Source organism: Streptomyces sp. NRRL S-87 (genome assembly GCF_000719335.1).
Classification (GTDB): Bacteria; Actinomycetota; Actinomycetes; order Streptomycetales; family Streptomycetaceae; genus Streptomyces.
Genome location: NZ_JOGB01000088.1, coordinates 1 through 19,236, shown reverse-complemented (window position 1 = coordinate 19,236; position 19,236 = coordinate 1). Strand labels below are relative to the sequence as shown.

Annotated in this window: 16 protein-coding genes and 1 riboswitch; of the genes, 10 read left to right on the top strand and 6 right to left on the bottom strand. The window is 72.8% G+C overall.

Annotated elements, in window-relative coordinates:
• Positions 1–31: 31 nt before the first annotated feature.
• The 3 genes from murQ to IF43_RS38525 all read left to right on the top strand — a co-directional run bounded on the left by murQ (position 32) and on the right by IF43_RS38525 (position 6,689).
• Positions 32–991, top strand: a complete 960-nt coding sequence (gene murQ / locus IF43_RS0133690; protein ID WP_037891195.1) for an N-acetylmuramic acid 6-phosphate etherase — start codon at positions 32–34, stop codon at positions 989–991.
• A gap of 186 nt (positions 992–1,177) precedes the next feature.
• Entirely contained in the window at positions 1,178–2,623 is a 1,446-nt protein-coding gene (locus IF43_RS0133685; protein ID WP_030209957.1) for an FG-GAP-like repeat-containing protein, read from the top strand.
• Between the two features lie 115 nt (positions 2,624–2,738).
• Entirely contained in the window at positions 2,739–6,689 is a 3,951-nt protein-coding gene (locus IF43_RS38525) for a WD40 repeat domain-containing serine/threonine protein kinase (RefSeq protein ID WP_051796768.1), read from the top strand.
• On the opposite strand, the gene IF43_RS0133675 is transcribed toward IF43_RS38525, so the two are convergent.
• Positions 6,671–6,925: a hypothetical protein gene (locus tag IF43_RS0133675; RefSeq protein ID WP_051796765.1), complete on the bottom strand. Its 255-nt coding sequence runs from the start codon at positions 6,923–6,925 to the stop codon at positions 6,671–6,673. The genes IF43_RS38525 and IF43_RS0133675 overlap by 19 nt on opposite strands.
• 125 nt (positions 6,926–7,050) lie before the next feature.
• Here IF43_RS0133675 and IF43_RS0133670 point away from each other — a divergent pair, with 125 nt between their 5' ends.
• The 4 genes from IF43_RS0133670 to IF43_RS41915 all read left to right on the top strand — a co-directional run bounded on the left by IF43_RS0133670 (position 7,051) and on the right by IF43_RS41915 (position 9,385).
• Complete coding sequence (locus IF43_RS0133670; RefSeq protein WP_030209954.1) at positions 7,051–7,887, top strand: helix-turn-helix transcriptional regulator; 837 nt, start codon at positions 7,051–7,053, stop codon at positions 7,885–7,887.
• Positions 7,874–8,095, top strand: a complete 222-nt coding sequence (locus IF43_RS0133665; protein ID WP_037891192.1) for a DUF397 domain-containing protein — start codon at positions 7,874–7,876, stop codon at positions 8,093–8,095. The genes IF43_RS0133670 and IF43_RS0133665 overlap by 14 nt, the downstream gene beginning before the upstream one ends.
• Positions 8,096–8,360: 265 nt before the next feature.
• Entirely contained in the window at positions 8,361–9,248 is an 888-nt protein-coding gene (locus IF43_RS41920) for a hypothetical protein (RefSeq protein WP_030209949.1), read from the top strand.
• Positions 9,245–9,385, top strand: coding sequence for a hypothetical protein (locus tag IF43_RS41915; protein ID WP_158939654.1), 141 nt, complete (start codon positions 9,245–9,247; stop codon positions 9,383–9,385). Before IF43_RS41920 ends, IF43_RS41915 begins: the two co-directional genes overlap by 4 nt.
• Here the strand turns inward: IF43_RS41915 and IF43_RS0133650 are convergent.
• Positions 9,373–9,981 (bottom strand): phosphoribosylanthranilate isomerase, encoded by a 609-nt coding sequence (locus IF43_RS0133650; protein ID WP_030209947.1) that lies wholly within the window; start codon positions 9,979–9,981, stop codon positions 9,373–9,375. The two genes, IF43_RS41915 and IF43_RS0133650, sit on opposite strands and share 13 nt — an antisense overlap.
• A gap of 140 nt (positions 9,982–10,121) precedes the next feature.
• Between IF43_RS0133650 and IF43_RS0133645 the strand changes: the two genes are divergently transcribed.
• Complete coding sequence (locus IF43_RS0133645; RefSeq protein WP_051796756.1) at positions 10,122–11,813, top strand: FG-GAP-like repeat-containing protein; 1,692 nt, start codon at positions 10,122–10,124, stop codon at positions 11,811–11,813.
• Positions 11,814–12,007: 194 nt separating this feature from the next.
• Here IF43_RS0133645 and groL read toward each other — a convergent pair whose 3' ends face one another.
• From groL to thrC, 4 genes are all read right to left on the bottom strand, one after another.
• The gene (groL, locus tag IF43_RS0133640; RefSeq protein ID WP_030209942.1) at positions 12,008–13,627 is read right to left on the bottom strand and encodes a chaperonin GroEL; all 1,620 of its coding nucleotides are present in this window, start codon (positions 13,625–13,627) and stop codon (positions 12,008–12,010) included.
• A 385-nt stretch (positions 13,628–14,012) separates the two neighbouring features.
• Positions 14,013–14,213: a cold-shock protein gene (locus tag IF43_RS0133635; protein ID WP_030209932.1), complete on the bottom strand. Its 201-nt coding sequence runs from the start codon at positions 14,211–14,213 to the stop codon at positions 14,013–14,015.
• 455 nt (positions 14,214–14,668) lie between these two features.
• A complete protein-coding gene (locus IF43_RS0133630) occupies positions 14,669–14,947 on the bottom strand; it encodes a MoaD/ThiS family protein (RefSeq protein ID WP_030209925.1) in 279 nt (92 codons plus the stop codon).
• A gap of 41 nt (positions 14,948–14,988) precedes the next feature.
• Positions 14,989–16,290, bottom strand: a complete 1,302-nt coding sequence (thrC, locus tag IF43_RS0133625; RefSeq protein ID WP_078910657.1) for a threonine synthase — start codon at positions 16,288–16,290, stop codon at positions 14,989–14,991.
• Positions 16,284–16,433: riboswitch (SAM riboswitch) on the bottom strand. (Overlaps the previous gene by 7 nt.)
• Before the next feature lie 166 nt (positions 16,434–16,599).
• Between thrC and IF43_RS0133620 the strand changes: the two genes are divergently transcribed.
• Both IF43_RS0133620 and IF43_RS0133615 read left to right on the top strand, forming a co-directional pair.
• Complete coding sequence (locus IF43_RS0133620; protein WP_030209917.1) at positions 16,600–17,580, top strand: glucosyl-3-phosphoglycerate synthase; 981 nt, start codon at positions 16,600–16,602, stop codon at positions 17,578–17,580.
• 9 nt (positions 17,581–17,589) lie between these two features.
• Positions 17,590–19,089, top strand: coding sequence for a trehalose-6-phosphate synthase (locus tag IF43_RS0133615; RefSeq protein ID WP_030209914.1), 1,500 nt, complete (start codon positions 17,590–17,592; stop codon positions 19,087–19,089).
• Positions 19,090–19,236 lie beyond the last annotated feature (147 nt).

Genomic DNA, 19,236 nt, shown 5'->3' with positions numbered 1-19,236 from the left:
CCCGCACCCCCACCCCGACCCGCCCTCCCGCATGACGAAGGAGCCCACCCCCATGACCGCGTACGCGGAACTCCGCGCCCAGCTCGCCATGCTCACCACCGAGGCGTTCCGCCCCGAACTCGCCGAGATCGACCGGCAGTCCACCCTCGACATCGCCCGCACCATGAACGCCGAGGACGCCTCCGTCCCGGCCGCCGTCGCCGCCCGGCTCCCCGAGATCGCCGCCGCCGTCGACGCGATCGCCGCCCGCATGGCCCGCGGCGGCCGGCTCCTCTACGCGGGCGCGGGCACGGCGGGCCGGATGGGCGTACTGGACGCGAGCGAGTGCCCGCCGACCTTCAACACCGACCCCTCCCAGGTCGTGGGCCTGATCGCGGGTGGCCCGGGAGCCATGGTGGCGGCCGTCGAGGGCGCCGAGGACTCCCCCGAGCTGGCCGCTGCCGACCTCGCGGCCCTGGACCTCACCGACCGCGACACCGTCGTCGGCGTCTCCGCCTCGGGCCGCACCCCGTACGCCATCGGCGCGGTCACCTACGCGCGGGCGCGCGGGGCGCTCACGGTCGGGCTCTCCTGCAACGCGGGCAGCGCGCTCACGGCGGCCGCCGAGCACGGCATCGAGGTCGTGGTGGGCCCCGAACTGCTCGCCGGCTCGACCCGGTTGAAGGCGGGCACCGCCCAGAAGCTCGTGCTCAACATGCTCTCGACCATCACGATGATCCGGCTCGGCAAGACGTACGGGAACCTCATGGTCGACGTACGCGCCTCCAACGAGAAGCTGCGCGCCCGCTCGCGCCACATCGTCGCGCTCGCCACCGGCGCGCCGGACGAGGCGGTCGAGGCCGCCCTCGCCGCCACGGACGGGGAGGTCAAGCCGGCCATCCTGATGGTCCTGGCCGGGGTCGACGCCCCCACCGCGGCCGAGCTGCTCGACGCCGCGGACGGCCACCTGCGCGACGCCCTCGCCGCCGCGCCCCCGACCGCCGGCGGCTGATGCCCCAGCCGAAGGAGCCGTCCCCGGTCTGATCCCACGCACCAGAGGGGGAGCCCTCGGGAAGGCCGCCCCAATCCGGCGCGTCCCCTTCGAAGTTGGGATACGCCGGGCCCCGGGCAGTGCAACCTTTCGTTGCCACCGGCGGTCTCGACAGGCGCCATCCCCACTCTTCGAAGGATCCGCGCCATGCAGCGAAGGACCCGCACCACCCTGGCGATCGCGACCGCCGTCGCGCTGACCGCCCCACTGCTCGCCCTCGGCGGCCCGGCCACGGCCGCGCCGGCCCCCGCCCCGAAGCCCAAGGCCGACTTCAACGGCGACGGCTACGGCGACATCGCCGTCCCCGCCCCCTTCTCCGCGGTGGGCGCCGCCTCGGGCGCCGGCCGGGTGGTCGTCCTCTACGGCTCCGCCACCGGCGTCTCCCCTGCCCACCGCCAGGTGCTCACCCAGGGCACGGCGGGCATACCCGGCACCCCCGAACAGGGCGCCGGCTTCGGCCGCTCCAGCGCGGTCGGCGACTTCAACGCCGACGGCTTCACCGACCTGGCCGTGGCCGCGCCGTACGCCGGCGGGCTCACCGGCTCCCTCTCCGTCGTCTTCGGCTCCCCCGACGGCCTCTCCGGCGCCGTCACCCTCGACGACCCGGAACCGGTCCCGGGCCCCGCGTCTCCCAACTCCCGCAAGTGGGGCGCCAAACTCACCGCGGGCGACTTCGACGGGGACGGCAGGGACGAGCTGATCGCGGGCGCCCTCCCCACCAGGTCCCCCGGCACCACCCTGCACGCCTTCAAGGGCATCGACCGCACGGCCCCCGCCCCGACCGCCGCCCGGATCACGGTCCCGTTCACCCTCTCCCGTCTGGTCAACAGCCTGACCGCCGGGGACGTGACCGGCGACGGCCGCGACGACCTCCTCGTCGAGTCCCTGACCTCCGCGAACGTGCCCTCCGCGCACGTCGTCCCCGGCTCCCCGACGGGTCTGGCGGTCGCGGCCGCCACGCCCGTACCGGCCGGCACGAAGGCCGTCGGCGACCTCAACGGCGACGGATACGCCGACATCGTGACGGGCCAGCCGTCGGACACCGCCGCCCAGACCGGCGGCCGGGTGCTCGTCTCGTACGGCTCGGCGACCGGACCGGCCCCGACTCCCGTCGTCCTCACGCAGGAGAGCACCGGCATCCCCGGCTCCTCCGAGAAGAACGACTACTTCGGCAACGAGCTCTCCTTCGGAGACGTCAACGGCGACGGCTACCAGGACCTGGCCGTCGGCTCGCTCGGCCAGACGGTGGCCGGCGCCGCCTTCGCCGGCCGGGTGGTCGTGGTGTACGGCTCCGCCCAGGGCCCGGCCACCACCGGCACCCAGAGCTTCAGCCGCGCCACCAAGAACATCCCGGGCGACCCACGCCTGCAGGAACAATTCGGCGCCGGCGTCGAGTTGGCCGACACCGACGGCGACGGCAAGGCCGACCTGTTCGCGGGCGCCGCGTCCTGGCCGTACCCGCGGGGCTCGTCGGTCACCGTCCTGCCGTCGACCGGCAAGCGGATCGGCACCGCCCGCGCTCGGTCGATCAACCCGCAGGACGTCGGGCTCCCCGCCGACGACACCTCCTTCGGCGACACCTTCGCCCGCTGAGCCCTCCCGCCACGCGGCCGGGCGGTCCTCCGGCCGCCCGCGTGGCGGCACACCGGCCGACCGCACCGCCACTCCCCCGGCTACGATCACCCAGGAAACCGGGGGGAGTTCAGCCATGTCGACGAGCACGCGGAGCACCGAGAACAACGCGCCGGGCGCCGCTGGAGCGGGCGCCGGCACCCCGCTCGCACCCGAGGACCCGCAGCGGATCGGCCCGTACTGGCTGGCCTCGCGACTCGGGGCGGGCGGCCAGGGCGTGGTCTACGAGGCGTACGACGCGGACGGGGCCCGGGTGGCGCTCAAGGCGCTGCACCGCGACGCGGACCCGTTCGTGCGCGACCGGTTCGGCAAGGAGGCCGAGGCGGCCCGGCGGGTGGCGGCGTTCTGCACCGCCCGCGTGCTCGACGCGGCGGTCGACGGGGACACCCCGTACCTGGTCAGCGAGTACGTGCCCGGGCCCACCCTGGCCGCCGAGGTACGGGCGAACGGCCCGCTCACCGAGGACGCCACCCTGCGCCTGGCCACCGGCGCCGCCACCGCGCTCGCCGCGATCCACGCGGCCGGGGTCGTCCACCGCGACCTCAAGCCCGGCAACGTCCTGCTCGGCCCGGACGGCCCGCGCATCATCGACTTCGGCATCGCCCGCGCCCCCGACATGTCGCTGACCGCCACCGGCGCCATCATGGGCACGCTCGGCTACATGGCCCCCGAGGCCCTGGCCGGGCAGCGCGCGTCCACCGCGTCCGACGTCTTCGCCTGGGGCGCGGTCGTGCTGTACGCGGCCACCGGCACCGAGCCCTTCCGCGGCGAGAACATCGCCGAGGTCGCCCACCGCACCGCCTCCGTCACCCCCGACCTCTCCGGCCTCCCGCCCCGGCTGCGCCCCCTGATAGCGGCCGCCCTCAGCAAGGACCCCGCGGGCCGCCCCACCGCGCAGGCGCTGCTGACCGGCCTGATCTCCGCCACCGCACCGTACGACGACCCGGCCGGCGCCACCGCCCCCGACACCCGTACCTCCCGCGACAGCCGCCCCACGGGCACCAGCCCCCAGGGCGCCCACCTCGCCGACGCCCCCACCCAGGGCACCCACCCGGCCGGCGACGCCCACCCCGCCACCACCGTCGACCCCCACCCGGCCACCACCCGCGACGCCGGCCCGGCCGGCCCGATCGACCCCCGGGTCCCGGCCCCAACGCCCACTCCCACTCCCGCAGCCGCGGCCGGGGCCGCGGCCGCGGCCGCGGCCCGCAGCGGCACCACCCCCAAGGAGGGCCTGGACCTCCTCAGGGCCGGCGCCGAGCAGGCCGGCGGCACCCCCTACCCCGCCACCCAGGCCGTCCCACCCCTCGGCGACCGTGCCGAAGCCGCCTACGCCGCCCTCGGCCCCGACGCCCAGCTCGCCGCCCAGGACCTTCTGCTGCGCCTCACCCTCCCCGGCGGCGCGCCCGACGGCTCCCAGGACACCGTCCGCACCGCCACCCCCGCCGAACTCTTCGCCGGCCGCACCGAGTCCGAACAGCGCGCCACCGCCCGCGCCGCCGAAGCCCTCACCGCCGCCGGCGCCCTGGTCACCGAGGCCGACGGCGCGGTACGCCCGGTCAGCACCGCCCTCCTGCCCGCCTGGCGCCGGCTGCGCGCCTGGGCCGACGCCGACCGCGCCGGCATCGCGTACCGCCAGCGCGTCACCCACGGCACCCACCGCTGGACCGCCCACGGCCAGCGCACCGACGACCTCCTGACCGGCTCCGACCTGCGCGCCGTCCTGGACTGGCTGCCCACCGCACCCCCGTACCTGCGCCCCAACCCCGCCGAGCAGGACTTCCTCACCGCCTCCCGCACCGAGGCCGCCCGCACCGTACGCCGCCGCCGCCAGCTCCTCGCCGGCCTGGCCGGCGCCACCGTCGTCGCCCTCCTCGCGGGCGGCGTCGCCTACCTCCAGAACCGCGAGGCCCAGCTCCGCCAGGACCAGGCCACCGCCCGCGCCGTCGCCCAGGCCGCCGACAGCCTGCGCGGCACGCAGCCCGACACCGCGATGCTCCTCGGCGTCGCCGCCTACCGCATCGCCCACGTCCCCGAGGCCCGCGCGGCCCTCAACGCCTCGGCTGCGCAGCGGGAGATCGGCTCACTGCCACTGCCGGCGGTCAGCAAGGGCGTGGGCGACGACTCCGGCCGCGTGTACAGCCCGGACGGGCGACTGGTGCTCGCGTTCGGCCCCTCCGGTGCTCGGCTCTACGACCTCGGCAGCAGCCGTTCGGAACTGGGGCGGCCCCTGGCGTCCATCCCCGCCGCCCAGTACGTCATCGAGAAGGCGTCCCTCGTCAGCCCCGATGCCGCGCACGCGCTCGCGCGCGCCAAGGACGGCACGTACCACCTCCTGTCCGTCCGGGACGGCAAGCCGGTGGGCGGACCGTTCGCCGTTCCCGAGGGCTACGAGCCCTACCGCCTCACCACCTCCGGCCGCGTCGTCCTGATGAACAAGCACAATGCCGAGGAGCAGCTGACCGACGCCACCGGGCGCTTCCTGAGCGCCGTGCCACCCGGCATCATCGCCTCCCCGGACGGCCGGTACCTGGGCTCCTGCCCCGACGGGGGGAGCTTGAGCGTCGACGCGGTCGGCCCGTCCGGCCCGAGCCGCGTACTCTCCGGCCAGGACGGCGACTGCGAGGACATCGCGTTCAGCCCGGACGGCCGCTACCTGGTCGAGGACACCTCGGGCAGCCGGACCCGCGTCTGGGACCTGAACACCGGCCGGACCACCGCCACCCTCAGCACCACCGGGTCGGACCTCCAGTTCAGCTCCGGGGGCAACTACCTCGTCGGCCCCGGCTCGGAGAGCCGCGGCAACAGCGGCGCCCTCGAGATCTGGAACGCCCGCGCCGACGCCGCCCAGCCGCTCGTGCGCATCCCCGTCGAGGCCCGCCACAACGTCCTCCACGGACGCGACGTCTTCGAGGTGCGGCTGGACGAAGGCGCCAAGCTCCTGCGGTACGAGGCCACGGGGTCGAACGAACTCAAGGTCACGGACGTCGCCCCGGTCCTCGACGCGGGCACCGACGCCGCCGGCACGCAGGGCGCCGCGCTCTCGCCGGACGGCGGCACCGCCGTCGTCCGCACGGGCGGAAGGGTCGATCCCACCCTCCGGCTCCTCGACGTGCGGACCGGCAAGGCCATCGGCACCACCGTCCGTCAGCGTTTCCCGGCCGACATCGACGCACGTCCGATGGCCGCCGTCAGCGACGGCGGCCGGGTCGTCGCCCACAACGACCTGGTCCGCGGAGGCTTTTGGGGCGTCATCGTCCGGGACGCGCGAACGGGTGCCGTTCTGTCCAAGCTGCCCTGGCAGGCCGGGGGTCCGATGCTGCACCTCGGCCTGTCCTCGGACGGTGCGTACGCCACCACGACGTACACGGACGGCACCTCCCCTTCGGCGGACGGCACCGTGACCCAGGTGTGGGACACCCGCACCGGCAAGAAGGTCCACGAGTTCAAGGCGACCGCCGGGCACGGCGTGTTCAGTCCCGACGGCCGGCGCTTCCTGACCACCGCGGGCGACGAGTTCGACCTCGCCACCCGCACCGCCCGCACCGTCCCGCTCGGCACCAGCCGCAACGCCGAGATCAGCTTCTCCCACGACGGCCGGTGGGCGGCCGTCCTGCGCGACTCCGGCTGGGTGGAGGTCTGGGACGGTGCCCTGCGCAAGCGCAAGGCGCTCCTGCCCAGCTCGCTCGTACGCGGCGGCGACCGCTACGGCGACTCCACCGCCTCGCTGACCTTCTCCGCCGACGGCAGCCAGCTCGCGCTCGTCGTCAACGGCGACTCCGTCCAGCTCTGGGACGTCGACGCCCGCCTCGCGCTCGGCAAGCCCCTCAGCATCACCGGCCGCCAGATCGACGCCATGGCCTTCGACGGCGACACCCTGCGCGCGCTCAGCGGCAGCCACGTCAGTCCCTTCGACCTCGACCCCGACCGGCTCGTGACGCAGGTCTGCGAGCGGGTCGGGCGCCAGCTGTCGAAGGAGGAGTGGGAGACCTACATCCCGGACGCGGACTACCGGAAGGTCTGCTGAGAGGTCCGGTTCAACTCGCGCACCCGCCCGCGCAGCCGGTCGCCCCTCAGGGCTGCGGCCAGCTCGCGGGCGGTGGCGGGGTTGCAGCGTCCCAGGTCGATGAGGGGGCGCGGGTAGTTGCCCGCACTCGACACGGGATCGAGCCGCAGCGAGGGCAGCGTGATACCGGCGGCCTCCAGTCCCTCCTTGAGCTCGGCGAGGGCCTCCTCGGCCACCTGTACGAGGTCCATGTCCATGCGCTGTTCCCTCCACGCTCCGTACCTGCTTCGCCTACACAGCGTGGCGGCGCGCGGCTAGCCTGGGTAGAGCGGCGCGTCCAACAAACCCTTCTGTTGGACCGAGCGTTGGGAGGCCGTCCGCCATGCCTGGACCCCACGACCTCGATCCCGCCTCGTCACCGAGGGCGATGCTGGGCGCGGAGCTGCGGTTCCGCCGGAAGCAGGCTGACAAGACCCAGGACGAACTGGGCGCCCCGCTGTTCGTGAGCGGCTCCTTCATCGGCCAGTTGGAGGCCGGTACCCGTCGCATGCAGCCGGAACAGGCCCGCGAGATCGACCGGGTCCTGGGCACGGATGGCTACTTCGAGCGCAACTGCCGTGCGGGAACGGAGACGGGCTACCCGGACCACTTCATCGCGGCAGCCGAAGCGGAAGCGACGGCGACGCAGATCAGGCAGTACGCGCCCCTGCTCATCCCGGGCCTTCTCCAAACGGAGCGCTACGCCCGAGCGGTATCGCGCGGTTTCCTCCCGACAGCCACAGCGGAGGACATCGAAGCACTGGTCGCACCTCGATTGGAGCGCGCCCGGCTCCTGACCAATCCAACAAAGCCGTTGTTGTGGACCGTCCTCGACGAATCGGTCCTGAGGCGCCGGATCGGGGGTCCTGCGATCATGGCTGAGGCCCTCGGCCACATCGCAGGCCTCGCTCGCCGACATCGCATCGTCGTGCAGGTTCTGCCGCACGCCGCAGGAGCCCATCCGGCGTCCAACGGCGCGCTGAAGCTGATGTCCTTCGAGGACGCTCCGCCTCTTGCCTACCTCGAAGGACTCGGCACGGGGCAACTCGTCGACGATCCCGGCACGGTCGCCAACTACCAACTGACGTATGACTTCGTCGTGGCCACCGCCCTCCCCCCGGAGTCGTCCCTGGCGTTGATCGAGTCGACGGCGGAGGATTACGGCCATGACGATCAGTAAGTACGACCTGAACACGCCCGAGTGGTTCAAGTCGAGCTACAGCGGCGGCGGCGGAGACGACTGCGTCGAAGTCGGCCGCGGCCTCCCCACCCACGTCCCCGTCCGGGACTCCAAGGACCCCCGCGGCCCGAAGCTCGTGTTCCCGGGGACGGCGTGGGCGGCCTTCGTGGACGGCGTCCGGGACGGGGCGCTGCAGCCCACCCGCTGAGCAGCCGCGCCCGAAGCTCAAGCGGCCGCGTCCGAGCGACTTCTTGAAGGAATGGGAGGTGGGTACAACCCACCCTCCCACCCTCCCCCGTACCCGCCCGCGCGCGCCAACGCACGCGCATACCAGGCGAGATGACTAATCGTGATCGGGTTGCGACGAACCGTAGGGAGGCTCTAGCTTTCCGCTGGACGGAAAAAATCGACCCCCGCCGGTGCGCCAACACCGAACGAGGGTCTAACCATTGAGATCGGACACAACGATCCCCATGTCTGACTTCGAGTTTAGTGCTGCCCCGCACCCCCTCGCCAAGCCCGGTTTCGGCAAAGTCACCGCGTCGGACGAAACCCCCGGCACCGGCCGCGACTTCGCCCACCTCCCGCTCCGCGAGGCCGCCATCGCCGCGTACCTCGACCGGCTGCCCGACGGGGCGGACATCAGCGTCAAGACGCTGGCGGCGGTGCTACCGCTGTGGGGCCAGTGCGCGGTCCGCACCGCCCTCGGCCGCCTCGAAACCGCAGGTCACCTGCACCGCGTCCGGGAACGCGCCGAAGGCGTCCGCTGGGTCACCCGCACCTACTTCTCGCGCACGGCCCGCGACGGCGCCTGGTGGGGCCGGTTCACCCGCAGGGACGTACCGGCGCCTATCGCCCCGCCGCCACCCTCCCAGCCGGAGCCACCGCCCGCACCTGACGGGAACACGGTTCCGAACGGTGCGGGCACGGCCTACGGCGTCCTCGCCGACCTCGGCCGGCGCGCACCCGCCCTCACGCTCTCCAAGGCCGACTGCACCGACCTCGCCCCGCTCGCGGACGCGTGGTTCCGCGTCGGAGCCTCGCCCGCCGAGATGGTCCGCGCCCTGACCGCCGGACTGCCGCCCGAGGGCGTGCACCACCCGGCCGCCTTCGTCCGCCGCCGCCTGGAAACCAAGATCCCACCGCAGCGGGACCCCGGACCGGACCCCGACCGCACCCCGCGCCCCGCATCGGCCCTGATGGAGTGCCGCACCTGCCGCACCCCCGGCAGACCCGCCGCCTTCACCGACGGACTCTGCGCCCCCTGCCGACACGAACCCCCGCCCCCGTCACGCGGACTCCTCACCCCCGACCAGGTCCGCGCCCACGCCTCCCACATCCGCGACTGGATGCGCGCATGACGGACGTCGACGCCGCAAAAATGCCCGTCGCGGACTTCGAAGAACTCGCGCACGCCGCCCCCGAGGCGGTCCGGATCGGGTTCATCAACGGGAAACTGGAGGAGCTACGCGGCGGCGGACAGGACTACAGCCGCTGAGCCCGCGCCGCGCGGATGAACGCAGTGATCAGCGCCGGGTCCTTGACCCCCCGCTCCCGCTCGACCCCGCTGGAGACGTCCACGCCCCACGCCCCGGTGGTCTCCACCGCCTCGCGGACGTTGCCCGGGTGCAGGCCGCCGGCCAGCAGCCAGCGGCCCTCGGGGGCGGTGAAGTCGGCCGCGCCCCAGTTCCACGGCTTGCCCGAGCCCGGGTCGGGGGCGTCGAGCAGCAGCAGGTCCTCGCCGTACTCGCCGCACCGCGCGACGTCCGTCCGCGAGGTGGCCCGCAGGAGGGTGCGGCCCTCGGCGCGCAGCGCCTCGAAGAACTCCGGGCCCTCCTCCCCGTGGAGCTGGACGGCCCGCAGGCCGCCCTCCTCGGTGTAGCGCCGCACCTCGTCCACGGACTGGCCTCGGAAGACGCCGACGGTCAGGACGTGCGGAGGCACCAGGGCGGCCAGCCGGCGGGCGGTGGCGGCCTCGACGGTGCGGGGGCTGGTGGCGCAGACGAAGCCCACCGCGTCGGCGCCGTCGCGGACGGCGGTCTCGACGTCCTGCTCGGTGCGCAGGCCACAGATCTTCACGAAGAGGTCGCTCATGATGCGTCCAGTGAACCAGAGCACGGGCGGCAGGGGGCAGGACGTCCGAGCAGCGAAAAGGTTGTGCCCCGTGCCTCTTACACCTCAAGATCCCCGCGGTTAGGGTGCGGTCGCCAGCCTTCCGTTTCCAGGGGAGTCAGTTGTCCAGTCCCACCCGCCGCGACCGGCAGCCGCGCCTGCGGCGCCTCGCGGCCTGCGCCGCCTTCGTCCTGTCCGCGAGCGGCCTCGCCACCGCCCTGCCCGCCGCCGTCCCCGCGGACGCCGGGGGCGCCGCCGCCCACGCGGCCACCGTCCTCAAGCCCCGCACCGACGTGGACGGGGACGGCCTCAACGACCTGCTGTTCCGGTACGCCACGGGCGCCGGGACGATCTGGTCCACGAAGGGCATCCAGGTCACCGACTACCGGTACTACGGCTACCCGGCGTCCCAGCCGAAGGACATCATCGGCCTGGGCAACGTCCGCGGCGACTCCCGGCCCGAGCTCCTCCAGCTGACCGCCGACGGCCGCCTCTCGCTGCACACGGCCACGGTCACCGGCACCCTCGCGCCCAGTTGGACCGGCACCGGCTGGCAGGCGTACGACCGCGTGATCGCGGCGGACGACCTGAACCGCGACGGCCGCCCCGACCTCATCGCCCGCACCCCCTCCGGCGACGTCTACCTGTACCGCAGCACCGGCAGCGCCACGGGCAACCCCTTCTCCGGCCGTGCGAAGATCGCCTCCGGGTGGTGGGGCTACGACCAGGTGCTCGGCGCCGGCGACCTGGACCGCGACGGGGTCGGCGACGTGCTGGCCCGGGACCGCTCCGGGTACCTCTGGTACTACAAGGGCACCGGCAGCGCGAGCGCCCCGTTCAAGGCCCGCGTCAAGGTCGGCAGCGGCTGGAACACGTACAGCAAGCTCATCGCCGAGGGCGACCAGGACCACGACGGCCGGGCCGACCTGATGGCCGTCAAGCCGAGCGGCGACGTCTACTACTACCTGTCCAAGGGCGGCGGCTCCTTCTGGCCCCGCAGCACCTGGGGCAACGGCTGGACGTGGATCGCCCGGGCCGCGAACGAGGGCGGCGCCCCCGTCTACGGCAAGAACGGAATCACGGGCGTCAACGCCGCCGGTGAGCTCCACTTCCACACGAACCGGTCCGACGGCCTGGACCCGTCGTACGACACCAGCGGCACCTTCCCGGCCGGCAGGAAGCTCGTCATGGCCACCGGCATCGACGGCAGCGGCCAGGCCGCCGTGCTCGCCTTCGGCGGCGGCCAGCTGCTGAACGTGAAGAAGAACGCTCCGGTCTCCGGCGACTTCACCACCACGAACCTGGTCTCCGGCCCCGGCGACCTGACCGGCGACGGCCGCGGCGACCTGCTCACCCGGGACACCTCCGGCACGCTGTGGCTGCGCGCCGGCCAGGGCAACGGCACCGGCTTCGCGGCCCCGGTCCGCGTCGGCACCGGCTGGGGCGCGTACAAGGCGCTGGTCGGCAGCGGCGACGTGAACGGCGACGGCCGGACGGACCTGCTCGCCCACGGCACCGACGGGAACCTGTACATCTTCCCGGGCAACGGCACCACCACCACGCCCTTCAAGGCGCGGCAGCTGATCGGCGGCGGCTGGAACACGTACAACGCCATCGCTGCCACGGGCGACCAGAACGGCGACGGCCGGGCGGACATCATCGGCCGCGACGGCGCCGGGCAGGTGTACGCCTACTACGCCACCGGCGGCTCCGGCACGGCGACGTTCGCGGCCCGCAAGGCCGTGAAGGGCGACGGCCCGGACGGTCAGGTCGGGGCCACCCACAACTGGAACGTCTACCCGCAGATCGGCTGAGGCCCCCGCGCGGGCGGGCCGCCGGCACCACGCACCACCGGGCGGCCCGCCCGACGCCCGACGGCCCGCCCGACGGCCCGCCACGCGCGGGCGTCCGCACGGAACGCCCGCACGAACGCCCGAGGGCGGCACCCCCGGTGGGGGTGCCGCCCTCGGCGTACAGCTCGGGATCTCCCGATCGGCCCTCAGGTCGATCAGAAGTCCATGTCACCGCCCGGCATGCCGCCCGGAGCGGCCGCGGCCTTCTCCGGCTTGTCGGCGATGACGGCCTCGGTGGTCAGGAACAGACCGGCGATGGAGGCGGCGTTCTGCAGCGCGGAACGGGTCACCTTGGCGGGGTCGATGATGCCCTCGGCGATCATGTCGACGTACTCGCCGGTGGCGGCGTTCAGACCGTGGCCCACGGTCAGGTTGCGCACCTTCTCCACCACGACGCCGCCCTCGAGGCCGGCGTTCACGGCGATCTGCTTCAGCGGGGCCTCGAGCGCCAGGCGGACGGCGGCGGCGCCGACGGCCTCGTCGCCCTCGAGCTCCAGCTTCTCGAAGACCTGGGAGGCCTGCAGCAGGGCCACGCCACCACCGGCGACGATGCCCTCCTCGACGGCGGCCTTCGCGTTGCGGACGGCGTCCTCGATGCGGTGCTTGCGCTCCTTGAGCTCGACCTCGGTCGCGGCACCGGCCTTGATGACCGCCACGCCGCCGGCGAGCTTCGCCAGGCGCTCCTGCAGCTTCTCGCGGTCGTAGTCCGAGTCGGAGTTCTCGATCTCGGCGCGGATCTGGTTGACGCGGCCCTGGACCTGGTCGCTGTCACCGGCACCGTCGACGATCGTGGTCTCGTCCTTGGTGATGACGACCTTGCGGGCGCGGCCGAGCAGGTCCAGGCCCGCGTTCTCGAGCTTGAGGCCGACCTCCTCGGAGATGACCGTGCCACCGGTGAGGATGGCGATGTCGCCCAGCATGGCCTTGCGGCGGTCGCCGAAGCCGGGGGCCTTGACCGCGACGGACCGGAAGGTGCCGCGGATCTTGTTGACGACCAGGGTCGACAGGGCCTCGCCCTCGACGTCCTCGGCGATGATCAGCAGCGGCTTGCCGGACTGCATGACCTTCTCCAGCAGCGGAAGGAGGTCCTTCACGTTGCTGACCTTGGAGTTGACGATCAGGATGTACGGGTCCTCGAGCGAGGCCTCCATACGCTCCATGTCGGTGGCGAAGTACGCCGAGATGTAGCCCTTGTCGAAGCGCATGCCCTCCGTGAGCTCGAGCTCCAGACCGAAGGTCTGCGACTCCTCGACGGTGATGACGCCTTCCTTGCCGACCTTGTCCATGGCCTCGGCGATGAGCTCGCCGATCTGGGTGTCGGCGGCGGAGATGGAGGCGGTGGAGGCGATCTGCTCCTTCGTCTCGACCTCCTTCGCCTGGTCGAGCAGGGCGCCGGAGACGGCCTCGACGGCCTTCTCGATACCGCGCTTCAGACCGATCGGGTTGGCACCGGCGGCCACGTTGCGCAGGCCCTCGCGGACGAGCGCCTGGGCGAGCACGGTGGCGGTGGTCGTACCGTCGCCGGCGACGTCGTCCGTCTTCTTGGCGACTTCCTTGACCAGCTCGGCGCCGATCTTCTCGTACGGGTCCTCGAGCTCGATCTCCTTGGCGATGGAGACACCATCGTTGGTGATCGTGGGCGCGCCCCACTTCTTCTCAAGGACGACGTTGCGACCCTTGGGGCCAAGGGTGACCTTGACGGCGTCGGCGAGCTGGTTCATGCCGCGCTCGAGACCGCGCCGGGCCTCCTCGTCGAACGCGATGATCTTGGCCATGTGAAGTGGTCCTCCCGGACTGGGGTGGATTGCTCCGGGACCGTGTCTGGCGCCCGCGACGGACGGCCTGCGTGCCTGGCAGTTCCTTCCCGCCAGGCCTGCGGGCCTCACCGACCCGATCCTCGTCTTTATCACTCTCACCCGGAGAGTGCTAACGCCCATGATTAGCACTCGGCACCCCCGAGTGCAAGCGGCTCTCGCGAAGCGGGCCGCCTCTGCCGCACCGTCGGCCGCCCGTCCGGCACCCCGCCGCCGCCCCGTCGGCCACCCCTCCCGCAGGTCGCCCGCGTGCGCCGCGGCGGCCCGGACACGCGCGAGGGGCCCGCCTCCCTCACGGGATGCGGGCCCCTCGGCCGTATGCGTCGTGCGGTCGCTCGCGCGCGGCTTAGGCCAGCTTGACCATGTCCGCCTGCGGACCCTTCTGGCCCTGCGAGATCTCGAACTCGACTCGCTGACCTTCTTCAAGGGTGCGGTACCCGTCCATCTGGATCGCGCTGTAGTGGACGAAGACGTCCGCACCACCGTCGACCGCGATGAAGCCGTAGCCCTTCTCCGCGTTGAACCACTTGACGGTGCCCTGAGCCATGCCTAACTCCCCTATTACTGGCCCTTGCGCGGATCCGCACTTCGCGGACCCGGGTCAGACCTTGCGCCGTAACGCGCCGACCGCGGCTGAATGTATCTGCATGGACGCTGTCTGCAACAGGTCATTCCGACGAGAATTCAGGACACCCTGATATCGGCAAATAGCCCCAGGAGTCACGTCATCGGGGGGCAATTCGGGCCGGATGAAACACGCCAACAGCCCATATCGCACACACATGTTGACCCGATGTCGACCATGGCGGCGCCCGCTCATATGCGTATGGCATGAACAGCTGGGGGGACTACCCCAACCCTACCGCGCGCAACCAACCAGAATCGCCCCCTCCGCTTTTTGCGGAGGGGGCGATTCTATGGACTACCCGTGCAGCATTCATCGACTGCCCGCGGACATTCGACGGACTTTCGATTAACAGGATGGGGTCGACTTCGGGGCTCTCAGCAGCCGCCGGCGACGGCGGGGATGATGGAGACGCCCGCGCCGTCCGGCGTCGGGGTCTGCAGACCGCCCTCGAAGCGCACGTCGTCGTCGTTCACGTACACGTTCACGAAGCGGCGCAGCTTGCCCTGGTCGTCCAGCACGCGGGCGGCGATGCCCGGGTGGGCCTTCTCCAGGGAGCCGATGACCTCGGCGAGGGTCGCGCCCTCGGCGGGCACCTCGGCCTGGCCGCCGGTGTAGGTGCGGAGGATGGTGGGGATGCGGACGTTGACGCTCATGCGCTTGTCGCCTTCCGGGAGGTACGGGGGTGCGGGGGTGGTCAGGAGGCCAGGCCGGCGGCGCGGAACGCGTCCAGGCTCGGGCGGATGGTCGCGGTCTGGCCGGTGCCGGAGACCGCTTCCAGGGTCTTGAGGCCGTCGCCGGTGTTGAGGACGACCGTGGTCAGGGTCGGGTCCAGTACACCGTTGTCGATCAGCTTCTTCGTGACACCGACGGTCACGCCGCCCGCCGTCTCGGCGAAGATGCCCTCCGTCCGGGCGAGCAGCCGGATGGCGTCCACGACCTGCTCGTCGTTCACGTCCTCCACGTAGCCGCCGGTGCGGCGGGCGATGTCGAGCACGTACGGGCCGTCGGCCGGGTTGCCGATCGCCAGGGACTTGGCGATGGTGTTCGGCTTCTGCGGGCGGACCACCTCGTGCCCGGCCTTGAAGGCGGTGGAGACCGGGGAGCAGCCCTCGGCCTGGGCACCGAAGATCTTGTACGGCCGGTCCTCGACCAGGCCGAGCCTGATGAGCTCCTGCAGCCCCTTGTCGATCTTGGTGAGCTGGGAGCCGGAGGCGATCGGGATGACGATCTGGTCGGGCAGCTGCCAGCCGAGCTGCTCGCAGATCTCGTACGCCAGCGTCTTCGAGCCCTCGCCGTAGTACGGGCGCAGGTTGACGTTCACGAAGCCCCAGCCCTCGCCCAGCGGGTCGCCGATGAGCTCGGAGCAGAAGCGGTTGACGTCGTCGTAGTTGCCCTCGATGCCGACCAGGTCGCCGCCGTAGACCGCGGCCATGACGACCTTGCCCTGCTCCAGGTCGTGCGGGATGAACACGCAGGAGCGGAAGCCGGCCCGGGCGGCCGCGGCGCCGACGGCGCCGGCCAGGTTGCCGGTGGAGGAGCAGGACAGGGTGGTGAAGCCGAAGGCGCGGGCGGCCTCGACGGCGATCGCGACGACGCGGTCCTTGAAGGAGTGCGTCGGGTTGCCGGAGTCGTCCTTGACGTACAGCTTGCCGGTGATGCCCAGCTCGGCGGCCAGGTTCCGCGCGTCGACCAGCTTGGTGAATCCGGGGTTCAGGCTCGGCTTGTCGGCCACGTCGGCGGGGACGGGCAGCAGCGGGGCGTAGCGCCAGATGTTGTCCGGGCCGGACTCGATGGCCTTGCGCAGGGTCTCCGGGTCGCCGACGGGCAGCTCGTAGGCCACTTCGAGAGGACCGAAACACTCGACACAGGCGAAGATGGGACCGAGGTCGAAGCGCGTCCCGCACTCGCGACAGGAGAGCGCGGCGGCGGGACCGAGGTCGACCTGGGTGGGGGTAGCAGACTGTGCAGCCATGATGGCGAGGCCCTTTCTCCTCATCTTCCCCATGGCGGACGTCGCCATGAGACGGAATTGGCACCTTCCCTAGCCGGGAGCCTCGCGGCGCGACGGTGCGCACGAGACCGGCTGGAGGGTTGCCGGGGCTTCAACGGGCCGTGTCCCTCTGCCCCTCTGGATGAGCGGTATTCGATTGTCAACGCGGCATTCGACCCCCGACATGCGATGGTCATCCGCGTTGTTCAAGACTGTAACCGAAGGGCCGGGAGGCGGAAGGTTCCGTCCGAACGGCGAGATGGTGATCCACCGGCCGGGGGATCGCCGAGGGCATCGACGAGCGAGGGGATCCGCGTGCTGGAAGAGGTGGAGCGCTGGCTGGCCGGTCGGTCCTGGTCGGCGGCCGACCGCACGCTCGACCAGCTGGTGGCGGCCAAACGGGCGACGGGCAGCACGGTCAGCGTGGTGCTGCCCGCCCTCGACGAGGAGGCCACGGTCGGGGACATCGTCGAGACGATCCGGCGCGAACTGGTCGAGGGAGTGCCCCTCGTGGACGAGCTGGTCGTCGTCGACTCGGGCTCGACCGACCGTACGGCGGAGGTGGCGGCCAAGGCGGGTGCGCGCGTGGTGCACCGGGACGCGATCCTGCCCCGGATACCCGCCCTGCCGGGCAAGGGCGAGGTGCTGTGGCGGTCGCTGCTGGTGACCTCCGGCGACATCGTGTGCTTCGTGGACGCGGACCTGCGCGACTTCTCGGCGGACTTCGTGTCCGGGATCGTCGGGCCGCTGCTGACCGAACCCGAGGTGCAGTTCGTCAAGGCGATGTACGACCGTCCGCTCGGCAGTGCCGATCTCGACTCGGTCGCCGCGGGCCGGACCGGTCAGGGCGGGCGGGTGACCGAGCTGGTGGCCCGGCCGCTGCTCAACCTGCACTGGCCGCAGCTGGCCGGCTTCGTGCAGCCGCTGGGCGGCGAGTACGCGGTGCGCCGCTCGCTGCTGGAGCGGCTGCCGTTCCCGGTGGGGTACGGGGTGGAGCTGGGGCTGCTGGTGGACGCGCTGCACACGGTGGGGCTGGACGCGCTGGCCCAGGTGGACGTCGGCGTACGGGTGCACCGGCACCAGGACGGGCAGGCGCTGGGGCGGATGGCGGCGGCGATCTACCGGACCGCGCAGCTGCGGCTCTCCCGCGGGCACCTCGTGCGGCCGGTGCTGACGCAGTTCGAGCGGGGCGAGTCCGGGTTCGAGCCGCGGACGTACTCCGTGGACACCGAGGAGCGGCCCCCGATGCTCGAGATCGAGGAGTACACACGTTTGAGCGGGCGCGAGGCGGGCTAGGTTCGCGGCATGGCTTCCGAGGCACCCAAGGACCATTCCGCACCCCCGCGCGTGCTCGTCGCGGCGAACCGCGGCCCCCTCTCGTACGCCCTCGCCGAGGACGGCACGCTCAGTGCCCGCCGCGGCGGGGGCGGCCTGGTCTCCGGCCTGTCGGCCGCGCTCGCCGAGCACCCCGGATCACTGTGGGTGTGCGCGGCGCTGGGACGGGGCGACCGGGAGGCGGTGCGGCGCGGGGTGTCCGAGCCCGGGGTCCGGATGCTGGAGATCGACCCGGACGTGTACGACGACGCGTACAACGGGATCGCGAACTCGGTCCTCTGGTTCACCCACCACGGCCTGTACGACGTCCCGCGCGAGCCCGTCTTCGACGCGGAGTTCCGGCGCCGCTGGGCCTCGTACCGGGCGTACAACCGGGCCTTCGCGGACGTGCTGGCGGCGCAGGCGGCGCCCGGCGCGGCCGTGCTGATCCAGGACTACCACCTCTCCCTGGCCCCGGGCCTGCTCCGGGAGGCCCGCCCCGACCTGCGGATCGGGCACTTCACGCACACCCCGTGGGCCTCGGCCGACCAGCTGGCGATGCTGCCGGACGACATCCGCGAGGAGCTGGTGTGGGGGATGCTCGGGGCGGACGAGCTGGGGTTCCACACGTGGGCGTGGGCGTCGGCGTTCATGTCCGGCGCCCGGCTCGACGGCCCCGGCGGGGTGGCCGACCCGGTCTGGCCCACCGGTGACCCCTGGCGGGGCGTCGTGCACCGCCGGGGCGGCGGTCCGCGGCGGCGCACCCGCGTGATGGCGCGCCCGCTCGGCGTGGACGGCGACGAGCTGCGGGCGCTGGCGCGCCGGCCGGAGGTGGACGAGAGGCTGGCCGCGCTGCGCGCCGAGGTGGCAGACCGGAAGACGATCGTCCGGGTGGACCGCACCGAGCTGTCGAAGAACATCGTGCGCGGCCTGCTGGCCTACCGGGAGCTGCTGCGGGAGCGCCCGGAGTGGCGCGGCCGCGTGGTGCACCTGGCCTCCGCCTACCCCTCCCGCCAGGACCTGGCGGTCTACCGGGAGTACACGGCGGCGGTCGCGACGCTCGCCGCGGACATCAACGACGAGTTCGGCACGGCGGACTGGACGCCGGTCCTGCTCTCGGTGCAGGACGACTTCCCGCGCTCGCTGGCGGCGTACCGGCTGGCCGACGTCGCCCTGATCAACCCGCTGCGGGACGGCATGAACCTGGTCGCCAAGGAGATCCCGGTGGTCTCGGAGCGCGGCTGCGCGCTGGTGCTCTCCATGGGCGCGGGCGCCTACGGGGAGCTGCGCGAGGACGCGCTGACGGTGAACCCGTACGACGTCTCGGCGACGGCCGCGGCCCTGCACGAGGCCCTGTCGATGGGCGACGCCGAGCGGGCGGACCGCACGAAGCGGCTGGCCGCGGCGGCGGTGGCGCTGCCGCCGGCCCGCTGGTTCGCGGACCAGCTGGACGCGCTGCTCACGGAGGCGTCCGGGGCCGAGGGTGCGTAGGTCCGTAGGTCCGTAGCGCCCCGCGGTCCCGGTAGTGGTGTGTGGGGGAGCCTCTTGAGGCGTCATGGCAGGCTGGTCCGGAGGCAGGCCCGGGCCTGGGGTGGCCGAAGGCCAGGGCGAAGCCCCAAAGCCCCAGGGGTGGGCCTG

Bases quoted from the DNA above. Each gene is read 5' to 3' on its own strand.
- murQ (WP_037891195.1), top strand. From the start codon at position 32: ATGACGAAGGAGCCCACCCCCATGACCGCGTACGCGGAACTCCGCGCC.
- IF43_RS0133650 (WP_030209947.1), bottom strand. From the start codon at position 9,981: ATGAGCGACCTCTTCGTGAAGATCTGTGGCCTGCGCACCGAGCAGGAC.
- IF43_RS0133675 (WP_051796765.1), bottom strand. From the start codon at position 6,925: ATGGACATGGACCTCGTACAGGTGGCCGAGGAGGCCCTCGCCGAGCTC.
- IF43_RS38525 (WP_051796768.1), top strand. From the start codon at position 2,739: ATGTCGACGAGCACGCGGAGCACCGAGAACAACGCGCCGGGCGCCGCT.
- groL (WP_030209942.1), bottom strand. From the start codon at position 13,627: ATGGCCAAGATCATCGCGTTCGACGAGGAGGCCCGGCGCGGTCTCGAG.
- IF43_RS0133630 (WP_030209925.1), bottom strand. From the start codon at position 14,947: ATGAGCGTCAACGTCCGCATCCCCACCATCCTCCGCACCTACACCGGC.
- IF43_RS0133665 (WP_037891192.1), top strand. From the start codon at position 7,874: ATGACGATCAGTAAGTACGACCTGAACACGCCCGAGTGGTTCAAGTCG.
- IF43_RS41920 (WP_030209949.1), top strand. From the start codon at position 8,361: ATGTCTGACTTCGAGTTTAGTGCTGCCCCGCACCCCCTCGCCAAGCCC.
- IF43_RS0133685 (WP_030209957.1), top strand. From the start codon at position 1,178: ATGCAGCGAAGGACCCGCACCACCCTGGCGATCGCGACCGCCGTCGCG.
- IF43_RS0133670 (WP_030209954.1), top strand. From the start codon at position 7,051: ATGCCTGGACCCCACGACCTCGATCCCGCCTCGTCACCGAGGGCGATG.
- thrC (WP_078910657.1), bottom strand. From the start codon at position 16,290: ATGAGGAGAAAGGGCCTCGCCATCATGGCTGCACAGTCTGCTACCCCC.
- IF43_RS41915 (WP_158939654.1), top strand. From the start codon at position 9,245: ATGACGGACGTCGACGCCGCAAAAATGCCCGTCGCGGACTTCGAAGAA.
- IF43_RS0133615 (WP_030209914.1), top strand. From the start codon at position 17,590: ATGGCTTCCGAGGCACCCAAGGACCATTCCGCACCCCCGCGCGTGCTC.
- IF43_RS0133635 (WP_030209932.1), bottom strand. From the start codon at position 14,213: ATGGCTCAGGGCACCGTCAAGTGGTTCAACGCGGAGAAGGGCTACGGC.